This is a genomic window from Sphingomonas panaciterrae (assembly GCF_036890205.1).
Taxonomy (GTDB): Bacteria; Pseudomonadota; Alphaproteobacteria; order Sphingomonadales; family Sphingomonadaceae; genus Sphingomonas; species Sphingomonas panaciterrae.
On the sequence record NZ_JAKNQR010000001.1, the window covers coordinates 1,283,114 to 1,295,637 of the forward strand.

Annotated in this window: 9 protein-coding genes; 5 read left to right on the top strand and 4 right to left on the bottom strand. The window is 67.7% G+C overall.

Annotated elements, in window-relative coordinates:
* Window positions 1-26: 26 nt before the first annotated feature.
* Window positions 27-1,061: an alcohol dehydrogenase family protein gene (locus tag L8F96_RS06315; protein ID WP_334655540.1), complete on the bottom strand. Its 1,035-nt coding sequence runs from the start codon at window positions 1,059-1,061 to the stop codon at window positions 27-29.
* A 243-nt stretch (window positions 1,062-1,304) separates the two neighbouring features.
* Here L8F96_RS06315 and clpB point away from each other — a divergent pair, with 243 nt between their 5' ends.
* The gene (gene clpB, locus L8F96_RS06320) at window positions 1,305-3,884 is read left to right on the top strand and encodes an ATP-dependent chaperone ClpB (protein WP_334655541.1); all 2,580 of its coding nucleotides are present in this window, start codon (window positions 1,305-1,307) and stop codon (window positions 3,882-3,884) included.
* A gap of 43 nt (window positions 3,885-3,927) precedes the next feature.
* Here the strand turns inward: clpB and L8F96_RS06325 are convergent, their stop codons facing one another.
* Window positions 3,928-4,788: an inositol monophosphatase family protein gene (locus L8F96_RS06325; RefSeq protein ID WP_334655542.1), complete on the bottom strand. Its 861-nt coding sequence runs from the start codon at window positions 4,786-4,788 to the stop codon at window positions 3,928-3,930.
* A 63-nt stretch (window positions 4,789-4,851) separates the two neighbouring features.
* Between L8F96_RS06325 and L8F96_RS06330 the strand changes: the two genes are divergently transcribed.
* Complete coding sequence (locus tag L8F96_RS06330) at window positions 4,852-5,391, top strand: peroxiredoxin (RefSeq protein ID WP_046407356.1); 540 nt, start codon at window positions 4,852-4,854, stop codon at window positions 5,389-5,391.
* Window positions 5,392-5,440: 49 nt separating this feature from the next.
* A complete protein-coding gene (locus L8F96_RS06335; RefSeq protein WP_334655543.1) occupies window positions 5,441-6,490 on the top strand; it encodes a GGDEF domain-containing protein in 1,050 nt (349 codons plus the stop codon).
* A gap of 377 nt (window positions 6,491-6,867) precedes the next feature.
* Here L8F96_RS06335 and L8F96_RS06340 read toward each other — a convergent pair whose 3' ends face one another.
* Window positions 6,868-7,500 carry a YbhB/YbcL family Raf kinase inhibitor-like protein gene (locus tag L8F96_RS06340; RefSeq protein WP_046407357.1) on the bottom strand — a complete coding sequence of 211 codons (633 nt, stop codon included), beginning with the start codon at window positions 7,498-7,500 and terminating at the stop codon, window positions 6,868-6,870.
* 74 nt (window positions 7,501-7,574) lie between these two features.
* On the opposite strand from L8F96_RS06340, the gene L8F96_RS06345 reads away from it, so the two are divergent.
* The gene (locus tag L8F96_RS06345; protein WP_046407358.1) at window positions 7,575-8,000 is read left to right on the top strand and encodes a DUF1810 domain-containing protein; all 426 of its coding nucleotides are present in this window, start codon (window positions 7,575-7,577) and stop codon (window positions 7,998-8,000) included.
* Window positions 8,001-8,038: 38 nt separating this feature from the next.
* Here the strand turns inward: L8F96_RS06345 and pepN are convergent, their stop codons facing one another.
* Complete coding sequence (gene pepN, locus L8F96_RS06350) at window positions 8,039-10,633, bottom strand: aminopeptidase N (protein WP_334655544.1); 2,595 nt, start codon at window positions 10,631-10,633, stop codon at window positions 8,039-8,041.
* 216 nt (window positions 10,634-10,849) lie between these two features.
* Here pepN and L8F96_RS06355 point away from each other — a divergent pair, with 216 nt between their 5' ends.
* Window positions 10,850-12,517 (top strand): M28 family metallopeptidase, encoded by a 1,668-nt coding sequence (locus L8F96_RS06355; protein WP_334655545.1) that lies wholly within the window; start codon window positions 10,850-10,852, stop codon window positions 12,515-12,517.
* Window positions 12,518-12,524: the final 7 nt, after the last annotated feature.

Genomic DNA, 12,524 nt, shown 5'->3' on the forward strand with positions numbered 1-12,524 from the left:
CGTTCGATTTACCCACGACTATAGCCTCACTCCGGCGTCATCACCACCTTCAGCGCTTCGCGCCGGTCGAGGATGGCGTAGGCCTCGGCGCCTTGTGACAGCGGCAGCCGGTGCGAGATGTAGCGTTCGGGCCTGAGCTGCCCCTTCTGCACCATCGGGATCAGCTCCCGCCACCAGTGCGGCACGGAACAGGTGCCGGTGCGGAACGTCAGCCCGCTGGCGAAGGCGCGCTCCATCGGAAACGGAAAGCGCCGCGTCTGGTTGACGCCAAGGCACGACACGGTGCCCCATTTCCCCACCAGCCGGAGCGACAGGTCGATCGTCGCATCCGCCCCCACCGCCTCGACGACGCTGCTGCACATCCGCCCCTTCGTATCCTCGCGGATGAACGGCACCGCCTCGGCCGGATCGACGCCGATCGCGCCCAGCCCCTCGGCGATCGCGCGGCGCTCGGGCACCAGGTCGATCGCATAGACCCGCCCCGCCCCCATCGCCAAACAGCCCTCCACTGCCATCAGTCCAATCGGGCCCAGCCCCACCACCGCGACGCTCGCGCCCGGCTTGATGTCGGCATTGCGCACCGCCATCCAGCTCGTCGGCAGCGCATCGGTCAGCATCAGCGCCTGTTCGTCGGTGATGCCCTCCGGAATGCGCCGCGCGTTGACGTCGCCCGCCGGCACCCGCACCGCTTCCGCCTGGCTACCCTGCAGCGCCGCGGACAGCCCGTAGCAGCCGGAGCCATTGTTCTCGCACTCATGCACCCGGCCCATCAGGCACCCGGGACACGCGCCGCATCCGACCGCGGCCGAAATCATCACTCGGTCGCCTGACTTCAGGGTGCGCACCGCGCGGCCGGTCTCGACCACTTCGCCCACCGCCTCATGCCCGACGCAAAAGCCCGTATCCTCGGAAAAGCCGTGGCCGTGATAAATGTGAAGGTCGCTGCCACAGATCGCGCAATGCTTCACCTGGACCAGCACATCACGGTCGTCCTGCAACGCTGCGTCCTCGGTCGATCCGTATTGGATGTCGCGCGCGCCGAAATACCGCAAAGCCTTCATGATCCGCTCCCGTGTCGCTTTGCCTACAGGGGAAGCGCAATCGCCAGGCACGTCAACTGTCCTTCGGAAATCCCGGATGCCCGCGGCGGGGTTCGCCTCCGATGACAACAAGGAAGTCGGGAAGATGCCGGCTAGACATGCGCCTCTGGACGCGCCCGCCGCGCGTCGCCATCTTTCGCTTGATCGCTCTCTTGTGTTGCCAATCGGCAACACCACATGATGCTCGAAGGAAACAGGGACACCATGAACCTCGAGAAATTTACCGACCGCGCCAAGGGCTTCCTCCAGTCGGCGCAGACCGTTGCGATCCGCATGAGCCACCAGCAGATCGGCCCCGAGCATCTGTTGAAGGCGCTGCTGGAAGACGAACAGGGCATGGCCGCGGGCCTCATCCAGTCCGCCGGTGGCGACGCGCGCCGCGCGGTAACCGAGACCGACGCCGCGCTCGCGAAAATCCCCGCGGTCAGCGGTTCGGGCGCGCAGTCGACGCCCGGCCTCAACAACGATGCCGTGCGCGTGCTCGATTCTGCCGAACAGATCGCGCAGAAATCCGGCGACAGCTATGTCACCGTCGAACGCCTGCTGGTGGCGCTCGCGCTGTCGCTCAACACCCCCGCAGGCAAGGCGCTTCAGGCCGCCGGCGTGCGCGCCGACGCGCTCAACACCGCGATCAACGATCTGCGCGGCGGGCGCACCGCCGACACTGCGACCGCGGAGGATCGCTACGACGCGCTGAAGAAGTTCGCCCGCGACCTGACCGAGGCGGCACGCGACGGCAAGCTCGATCCGGTGATCGGACGCGACGAGGAAATCCGCCGCACGATCCAGGTCCTCGCCCGCCGTACCAAGAACAATCCCGTGCTGATCGGTGAGCCCGGCGTCGGCAAGACCGCGATCGCCGAGGGGCTGGCGCTACGCATCGCCAACGGCGACGTGCCCGATACGCTCAAGAACAAGACGCTGATGGCGCTGGACATGGGCGCGCTGATCGCGGGCGCGAAATATCGCGGCGAGTTCGAGGAGCGGCTGAAGGGCGTGATCGACGAGGTGAAGGCCGCCGAAGGCGACATCATCCTCTTCATCGACGAGATGCACCAGCTGATCGGCGCCGGAAAATCCGAAGGCGCGATGGACGCGGGCAACCTGCTGAAGCCGGCCCTCGCGCGCGGCGAGCTGCACTGCGTCGGCGCGACCACGCTCGATGAGTATCGCAAATATGTCGAGAAGGATCCCGCGCTCCAGCGGCGCTTCCAGCCCGTCTTCGTCGGCGAGCCGACGGTCGAGGATACGATCTCGATCCTGCGTGGGCTGAAGGAGAAGTATGAGCTTCACCACGGCGTGCGCATCACCGATGGCGCGCTGGTTTCGGCTGCCACGCTCTCAAACCGGTACATCACCGACCGTTTCCTGCCCGACAAGGCGATCGACCTGATGGACGAGGCCGCGAGCCGCATCCGTATGGAGGTGGAATCGAAGCCCGAGGAGATCGAGACGCTCGACCGCCGCATCCTGCGCCTCAAGATCGAGCGCGAGGGCCTGCGTCGCGAGACCGACGAGGCGTCGCAGGATCGGCTGGAGAAGATCGAGGAGGAACTCGCCAATCTCGAGCAGCAGTCCGCCGAGCTGACGCAGCGCTGGCAGTCCGAGAAGGACAAGCTGGCGGGCGAGGCGAAGCTGAAGGAACAGCTCGACGCTGCCCGGCTGGAGCTGGAGCAGGCCCAGCGCCAGGGCGATCTCGCCAAGGCGGGCGAGCTTTCCTACGGCCGCATCCCCGCGCTCGAAAAGCAGCTTGCCGAGGCGCAGGGCGCCGCGGCCAACGCCATGCTGCGCGAGGAAGTGACGTCGGAGGATATCGCCGGCGTCGTCGCCCGCTGGACCGGCATCCCGGTCGAGCGAATGATGGAGGGTGAGCGCGACAAGCTCCTCAAGATGGAGGAGGTGATCGGCAAGCGCGTGATCGGTCAGGAGGATGCGGTGCGCGCCGTCTCCACCGCCGTCCGCCGTGCGCGTGCCGGGCTACAGGATCCCAACCGCCCCCTGGGCTCGTTCCTGTTCCTCGGCCCGACGGGCGTCGGCAAGACCGAGCTGACCAAGGCGCTCGCCGAGTTCCTGTTCGACGATCCGAACGCGATGGTCCGCATCGACATGAGCGAGTTCATGGAGAAGCATTCGGTCGCGCGGCTGATCGGCGCGCCTCCGGGCTATGTCGGCTATGAGGAAGGCGGCTTGCTGACCGAGGCGGTGCGGCGCCGGCCCTATCAGGTCGTGCTGTTCGACGAGGTGGAGAAGGCGCATGGCGACGTGTTCAACGTCCTCCTCCAGGTGCTCGACGACGGCCGCCTCACCGATGGCCAGGGCCGCACGGTCGACTTCTCGAACACGCTCATCATCCTGACCTCGAACCTTGGCAGCCAGTATCTCGCCAATCTTGGCGAGGGCGAGGATGTCGAGACGGTCGAGCCTCAGGTGATGGAGATCGTCCGCGCGCACTTCCGCCCGGAATTCCTCAACCGGCTGGACGAGATCATCCTCTTCCACCGTCTGGGCCAGGCCCACATGGGGCCGATCGTCGACATCCAGGTGGCGCGCGTCGGCAAGCTGCTGGCGGACCGCAAGGTGACGCTGGACCTCACCGATGCCGCGCGCGCGTGGCTCGGCCGCGTCGGCTACGATCCGGTGTACGGCGCCCGCCCGCTGAAGCGCGCCGTGCAGCGCTACCTGCAGGATCCGCTCGCCGATCTCATCCTTCGCGGCGAAGTGAAGGACGGCAGCACGATCAAGGTCGACGAAGGTGACGGGAAGCTGGTGCTGTCCGTCGTCTGACCCGCAATCGGGGAGGGCGCGCCCACGCCCTCCCCTTTACCGCTCAATGATCGTGGTCATGCCCATGCCCATGCCCATGCCCATGCCCATGCCCATGGTCGTGCGCGCCGGGCGCAGCGTGCAGCGCCTCCAGCACCTCGTCCATCCGCGCCGGGTCGCCGATCGCCAGCACCTGCCCCGTGCTCGCCTGCGTCAGCGGATCACCGTTCCAGTCGCACATCCGCCCGCCCGCGCCCTCGACGATCGGCGCCAGCGCGGCGAAATCGTACAGCGCCAGCCCCGCCTCGCACACGATGTCGAGGTGCCCGCTCGCCAGCAGCCCGTAATTGTAGCAGTCGCCGCCATAGACCGGCCCCTGCCGCGCGTGCCCGCCGGAGACCGCCGCGACCAGCGCCATGAAATAGGGCACTTCATCGTCGTTGAAGGCGTGCGGGCTGGTCGTCGCCAGGATCGCGCCCTCCACTTCGCGGCAGGCGCGCGTGCGCACCGGCGCCCCGTTGAACAGCGTCGGCCGCCCCGCCGCGCCGATCCACCGCTCACGCTGGATTGGCTGGTCGATCACCCCCGTCATCGGCCAGCCATCCTCGACCAACGCGATCAGCGTCCCAAAAATCGCCCGCCCGACGGTGAAGCTGCGCGTACCGTCGATCGGATCGAGCACCCAGGTGCGACCGGTCACGCCTTCCTTGATGCCATATTCCTCGCCATGCACCGCGTCGCCCGGCGCTTCGGCATCCAGGATCCGGCGCATCGCCGCCTCCGCCGCCCGATCGGCCAGCGTGACCGGGGAATGGTCGGCTTTCATCTCGGTGCCCAGTTCGCCGCGGAAATAGGGGCGGATCGCTTCCCCCGCGGCATCGGCGAGGCGGTGGGCAAGGGCGAGGTCAGCTTGGCGGATCGGCATGGCGCAGCCCTATCGCGCCCCGCACGGCCGCGCTAGAACCGGCGCACCAACGGGAGATACCCTGTGCGCCACGTCCTTGCCCTTGCAGCCGCTTTTTCCCTTACGCTCGCCGCTCCCGCCGGGGCGACGCTGGCGGTGGGCGCAAAGGCGCCCGATTTCACCACCCGCGGCGCGATCGCGGGCAAGGTGGTGAACGTCAATCTCGCCCGCCAGCTGAAGAACGGGCCGGTCGTGCTCTACTTCTTCCCCGCGGCCTTCACCGCCGGCTGCAATGCGGAGGCGCGCGCCTTTGCCGAGAATATCGACAAGTTCCGCGCCGCGGGGGCGACGGTGATCGGCATGTCGGCCGATTCGGTCGAGGATCTCACCAAGTTTTCCGCCGCCGAATGCGCCGGCCGCTTCGCAGTGGCCAGTGCGGGACCGCGCGTCGTCAGCGGCTATGATGTGGCGCTCGGCCGGCAGGTGAAGGGCCGCGATGCCACCCGCCGCACCAGCTACGTCATCGATCGCACCGGCCGCATCGCCTTCGTGCATGACGACATGTCCGCCGAACGCCACGTCGCCCTCACCCTGGACGCGGTGCGCCGCCTCGCAAAGTCGTAACAATCGCAACGCTATCTTAGCGATTTCGCGCTAGCTCAGGACACCGCCCGTGGCGCTGGCTGGCAGCGCCTGGGGAAGAAAGCGGACCAGCACGGTGAAGGTAAGCACGGCCGAGACGGAGGCGTTCAGCCTCTATGAGGCGATTGGCGCCTTTCTCGCCATTCACCGCCTCAGCGCCGACCCGGCATATTATGCGCTGGCGCATGAAATATTGAGCCATCCGGACGGCGCGTTGGCGCGGGCGGTCGCCGTGCGCACCGACGGCGGCGTACGCCTCACGCAGCAGGATATGGCGGAACTTGGCGTGCTCGCCCGAACGCAGCCGCACGACACCCCCGCCCGCCCCGCCGAGGATGCGCTGGTCGCGCAACTCACCATGCAATTGGGCGACTTCTCGGAAACCGTCCGGTCGATCCATGCCGAAACCAGCGACTTTGGCCGCGATCTGATCGCCACCGCCGCCGCGATGCGACAGGCGGACCCCGCATCGACGCGCAACTACATCAGCGAACTCACCGCCGCGATGATCGAACGGGTCCGCCAGGCGGAGGCACGGCTGGCCGCGGCGGAACAGGAAAGCGAGGCGCTCCGCAGCGCCCTCGCCGATGCACGCAGCGACGCGCGGCAGGATCCGTTGACCGAATTGGCCAATCGCCGCGCCTTTGACGAGGCGCTGTCGGCGCTGCCCCCGCACACCCCGGTGATCTTCGCACTGTGCGATATTGACCACTTCAAGCGCGTGAACGATCAGTTCGGCCATGCCGTCGGGGATCGGGTGCTGCGCGCGGTGGGCCAGACGATCGCCGCCGAAAGCGGGTCGGCGCTGGTCGCGCGTTATGGCGGCGAGGAATTTGCGCTGCTCCTCGTCGGCGTCGACATGGACACTGCGACCGGCATCGTCGATCGCGCCCGCAGCGCGGTTGCCGCGCGCCGCTTCCGCTCGCGTGCGACCGATGCCCCGATCGGCGTGGTGACGATTTCCGCAGGGCTCGCCGCCGGCACGGCCGGCGAAACGCGCGAGGTCCTGTGTGCGAGAGCGGACGCCGCGCTCTACCAGGCAAAGGCGGCCGGCCGTAATCAGGTACTCAGCGCCGTTTGATGGTGTGATCCGCCGCGCGCGGATGGCGATATTTCCCAACCCTGAACGGCGAACCGGCTAAGTGATTGATATTGCGTCAGCGGTCAAACTTGGCACGCCCCATGCAAACGCCTTGAGCATCGGCGCCGGATGGTCCGGCCGCCAGATAGCACAAGGGAATTGCACCATGTTCGTCCGCCTCAACCAGCTTCACCAGAATGTCGCCAGCCTCGCCGGCGCCTTCATCTTCGCCGCGCTCATGATCAGCGCCGCCGTTCCCGTCAGCCCGATCGCCTGATCCGGCCACACGCCTCCCTCTGTTCTGGAAAGGATTGTTCGATGGTCCGCTCCGCCTGCCTCGCCCTCGCTGCCTTTGTCAGCATGTCGGGCCTCCTCGCTTATGTCGACGCCGCCGCAAACGCGGTCTGAGCCGGCGCTGCCTCGGCCGGCTCGCCACGCGAATAGGTCCCGATAAGCAGCCCCGCAGCAAGCACATGCCCGGTCATGGCGCGCACCAGCGCCGTTCGACCGGGCGATGCGCCGGGATCGCCCACCCCGGCACCCAGCGCGAACAACTGAAACACATAACGATGCTCGCCATGACCGGTCGGTGGATCGGGTGGCAGCCAGCCTTCGCCCAGGTACGAATGGCGACCCACGTCGCCTTGCTCGGCCAGCCCGTTGCCATCGGCGACGATCGCGCCCTCCTCCAGCCGCCCGGCGTCCGCCGGCAGGCCCCACATGACGGCATGGACCAGCGGCTGCGGCGCCGGTGCGTCCGCATCCTCGACCAACAGCGCCAGCAGCGCCGTTTCTTCCGGCACCGCGCCCCAGGTCAGCGGCGGTGAGACACCCTCGCCATCGGCGGTGAATCGCGGCGGCAGACGCGCCTCCTGCGCGAACGCCGGGCTGGACAGGTCAAGCGCGCCGAATGTTCCACCCAGTTCGGGCTGCACGATCGCCAGCTTGTCCGCACCCGCGCGCACATTGCCCAGCGTTCGCCCAAGCCAGGCGGGGATATGTTCCAGCATGTCGCCTCCTTTTCTTGCGCCGATTTCAACGCACGAGGCCGCATCCGCGATGCGTGTTGCGCGTTGGGTGCGGCATGGACGACCCGTTCGATCTCGACCGCTTCGTCACCGCGCAGCACGGCAGCTATGCCGACGCGCTGACGGAATTGCGCCACGGCCGAAAGACCAGCCACTGGATGTGGTATGTCTTTCCGCAGCTCCGCGGGCTGGGTCACAGCCCCACTGCGCAGCATTTCGGAATCGCGTCGCTGGATGAGGCGCGCGCCTATCTTGCGCATCCCCTGCTCGGCCCGCGTCTGCACGCGGCGTGCGCCGCGCTGGCTGCCGCCAGCGGCAGTGCGGTCGACATCCTTGGGCCGGTCGACGCGATGAAGCTTCGGTCCTCGATGACGCTCTTCGCGCGCGCGGCCGATGATCCTGCCCCGTTCCAGGCGATCATCGACCGGTTCTTCGACGGGCCGGACCCGGCCACGGCCGCGCTGCTGCCCAAGGCACCCTGACGCGCCGCACGCGTCTGGGCTTTGGGGTTCAGCGGGCCTCAGCCGTCGAGGCTCTTCGACGCCTGTTCGAACAGGTCCTTGGACAGCCCGCTGGTCCCGACGATCCGCTCCAGCTCCGCCCGCATCAGCGCCGCGCGCGCGGGGTCGAACCGCCGCCACCGGCCCAGCGGCGGCAGCAGCTTCGCCGCCGTCTGCGGGTTGAGCCGGTCAAGCGCGATCAGCTGGTCGGCAAGGAAGCGATAGCCCGCGCCATCGGCCTGGTTGAACGCCCGCTGGTTGACCGCAAAGGCGCCGATCAGGCTGCGCGCCCGATTGGGATTGGCCAGCGTGAAGTCGGGATGCTCGGCCAATGCGCGCACCGCCGCCAGCGTATCGACCCGAGTCGACAACGCCTGCGTCTGGAACCATTTGTCCAGCACCAGCGGATTACCCGCATAACGGTTGTAGAAGATGTCGAGCGCCGCCTCGCGCAGGTCGCTCTCGCCATTGACCAGCACCGACAGCGCGCCCTGCCGATCGGTCATGTTGTCGGCGCGCTCGAACTGGCGGAACGCCAGCGCCGCCGCATCGCTCGCCCCCGACGCCGCGATATAGCCCAGCGCCACGTTGCGAATCCGCCGCGCCGCCTTCGCCGCCGGCGTATATTCATACGGCCGGTCGCTCTCATTGGCGTCGTAGATCTCGCGCCAGCGATCGCCCAGCGCGCGGCCAAGGTCCGCGCGCAGCGCCTCGCGCGCAGCAAAGATCGCATCGGGATCGACCACGCTCAGCTGGTCGCCGATGAAGCTCTCTGACGGCAACAGCACCGCCTCGGCGACGAACGCCCGGTCCAGCGTAGGATCGTCGAGCGTGTCGGCCACCGCGTCGATCACCGCACGATGATCCGCCGCGCCCTCGACCGCGCCCGCTACCAGCGTGTCCAGCATCAGCTGCTGCATCGCTTCATAGCGCGCGAAGGGATCGTCATCGTGCCGCGCCAGAAACGCCAGCTCCTCCGCGGTACGATCGCTCTCGATCGTTACCGGCGCTGAAAAACCGCGGTTGATCGACAGCACCGGCCGCTCGGCGATGCCGTCGAACACGATTGTCTCGCTCGCATCCTCCAACAGCACCAGTTGCTCAGGCCCCAGCGGCCGCCCGGTCTCCGCGCCGAACAGCCGGATCTTGAGCGGCAGGACCATCGGCTCCTTCACCGCCTGTCCCGGCGTCGGCGGCACATGCTGCGCCAGCCGCAGCGTCGCGCGACCGCCATCATGCGACAGGCTGGCGGCCACCCGCGGCGTCCCCGCCTGGCTGTACCACAGGCGGAAGCGGGACAGGTCGACCCCGCCGCCCTCCTCCATGCACGCGACGAAGTCCTCGCACGTCGCCGCCGTCCCGTCGAAGCGATCGAAATACAGGTCGCACGCCGCCCGGAAGCGCGTCGGCCCCAGGATCGTCGCCATCATGCGGATCAGCTCGGCGCCCTTGTTGTAGATCGTCGAGGTGTAGAAGTTCGAGATTTCGAGATAGCTTTCGGGCCGCACCGGATGCGCCAGCGGGCCGGCATCCTCGGGGAACTGGCTGGCGCGCAGCCCGCGCACATCCTCGATCCGCTTGACCGCCGCCGATCCCTGGTCGGCCGAAAATCCCTGGTCGCGAAAGACGGTGAAGCCTTCCTTCAACGACAGCTGGAACCAGTCGCGGCAGGTGACCCGGTTGCCCGACCAGTTATGGAAATATTCGTGCGCCACCACCGTCGCGATCGCGTCGTAATCGTAGTCGGTCGCGGTATCGGGATCGGCCAGGATGTAGCGGCTGTTGAAAATGTTCAGCCCCTTGTTCTCCATCGCGCCGAAATTGAAATCATCGACCGCGACGATGTTGAACACGTCCAGATCATATTCGCGGCCATAGACGCGCTCGTCCCACGCCATCGACAGCTTCAGCGCGTGGAGCGCATGATCCGTCTTGGACAGGTCCGCCGCGCGCACCCAGATGCCCAGCTCCACCTCGCGCCCCGACCGGGTGGTGAAAGTGCCGCGATTGCAGGCCAGGTCGCCGGCAACCAGCGCGAACAGATAGGATGGCTTGGGAAACGGATCGTGCCATTCGGCCCAGTGCGTCCCATCGCCATTGTCGCCCGACGCGATCGGATCGCCATTGGCCAGCAGCACCGGATAGCGCGCCTTGTCCGCGCTCATCCGCACGCGATAGGTCGCCAGCACGTCGGGCCGGTCGGGGAAGAAGGTGATGCGGCGAAACCCCTCCGCCTCGCATTGGGTGCACAGGTTTCCGCCGGAGGAATACAGCCCCATCAGCTGCGTGTTGCGATCGGGCGCGATCTCCACCTCGGTCTCGATCACATGCGCGTCGCCGGACAGCGGGATGACCAGCTGGCCCTCCTCCATCCGCCAGTCGTTCACCGCGATACCATCGACCAGCACCGCGATCGGCGTCAGCCCGTCGCCGTCCAGCCGCAGCGGCTCGCCCGTCTCGCCGCCCCGCCGCACATCGAGCCGCGCGCGCACCCGCGTCGCCGACGGGTCGAGCGCGAAGTCCAGCGACACGTCGGGGACCAGCCATGCCGGCGGTCGATAATCCTCGCGGCGGTGAACGGCCGGGGTCGCGGTGGCGGTAAGAGCGTCGAGCATGGGAAGAGATATAGACGGCGCGCGATCCGGTTCCATCGGTAATGCTTGCGGCGCGCTCCCCCAATGCTACGACTTACGGCATCAAGCCGCCCAATCCTTGTCTTTCATGTCGAGTGAGGTCGAGCCGCGTGTCGCAGGCGCCCGTCGCCGGTGCCACGTCGCCCCGCCCTTCTCGCCGTCCCGGTCGGGGGCGGGCGCCATCACCACGGGATATCCATGCGTCGTTTCGCCATTGCTCTGTGCTTTGCCACCCTGCCCGTCGCTGCCATCGCGCAGCAGGCTGCCCCCGCCGCTCCGGCAACGCCTGCGAAGGCTCAAACCGCCGCGGCCACCACGCCGCTCTCGCCCGAGGCTGCGGCGATCAAGTCGCACGTCATGTTCCTCGCCTCGGACGCGATGCGCGGGCGTGAGGCTGGCAGCCCGGAATATGATATCGCCGCCGAATATGTCGCCTCGCAATTCTTTGCCGCCGGGCTGAAGCCGGGCGCGGCCAAGGGCGGCTATCTGCAGGAAGTGCCGCTGGTCGCCTACAAACCCGAGGGCGAGGGGAAGCTCGGCATCACGCGCGGCGGCACCACGCTGCCGCTCACCTACGGCACCGATTACGTCCCCTCCGCGAACCCGCGCGCCAAGGAAACCAATCTGTCCGCGCCGGTGGTGTTCGTCGGCTATGGCATCGTCGCGCCGCAATATGGCCGCGACGATTATCGCGGCGTCGATGTGAAGGGGAAGATCGTCGCCTTCGTCAGCGGCTCGCCGTCCAAGATGACGGGTGAGGAGCGTGCCTGGCTCGGCTCGCCGACGACCAAGGCACGGTTCGCGGCGGAACGCGGCGCGGTCGGCACGATCACGCTCGTCACCCCGCGCAGCGACAAGCAGCGCCCCTTCGCCAAGATGGTCGAAGGGATCGGCCACACCCGCATGACCTGGGCCAATCCCGACGGCACCGGCCATGTCGAGGAAGGCGGCATCCCGACGCTCGCGACGCTGAGCCTCACCGGCGCGGAAAAGCTGTTCGCCGGCGCGCGCACCAGCTGGGCGAAGGTCGCGAAGGAATCGGACAAGGCCGATGCGCGCTTCACGCCCGAGGCGCTGCCCGCCACGCTCTCCGCCACCACCAACACCAGCTTCGCCCCGGCGCGCTCGTCCAACGTCGTCGGCGTGCTGCCCGGCAGCGATCCGGCGCTGGCGAAGGAAGTCGTCGTCCTCTCGGCGCACCTCGATCACGTCGGCGTCAGCGGCAAGGCCGATGACAAGATCCACAATGGCGCGCTCGACAATGCGATCGGCATCGCCAGCCTGATCGAGGAGGCCAAGCGCTTCCAGAAGGAAGGGGCGCCCAAGCGCACCGTCCTGTTCCTCGCGGTCACGGCGGAGGAAAAGGGGCTGATCGGCAGCGACTATTTCGCCAACCACCCGACCGTCCCGGCCTCGTCGATCATCGCCAACGTCAATCTCGACATGCCGATCCTGACCTACAAGTTCGAGGATATGGTCGCGTTCGGCGGCGACCGCTCGACGCTCGGCCCGATCATCAGCCGCGCGGTCGCGGGCGCCGGTGTCAGCCTGTCGCCCGACCCGATGCCGGATGAGGGGATCTTCGTTCGCTCCGACCATTTCCGCTTCGTGCAGAAGGGCGTGCCCTCGGTCTTCCTGTGGCCGGGCCAGAAGGGACCGGGCAAGGCCGCGGTCGAACATTTCATGTCGACCAACTACCACAAGCCCAGCGACGATCTGTCGCAGCCGATCGAGTGGGAACAGGGGGTCCGCTTCGTGGATGTGAACTATCGCATCGCCCGCGACATTGCCGACGCGCCCACGCGCCCGGTGTGGAACAAGGGCGATTATTTCGGCACGTTGTTCAAGGGGCCAATGGCCCCGTAACCGGGGG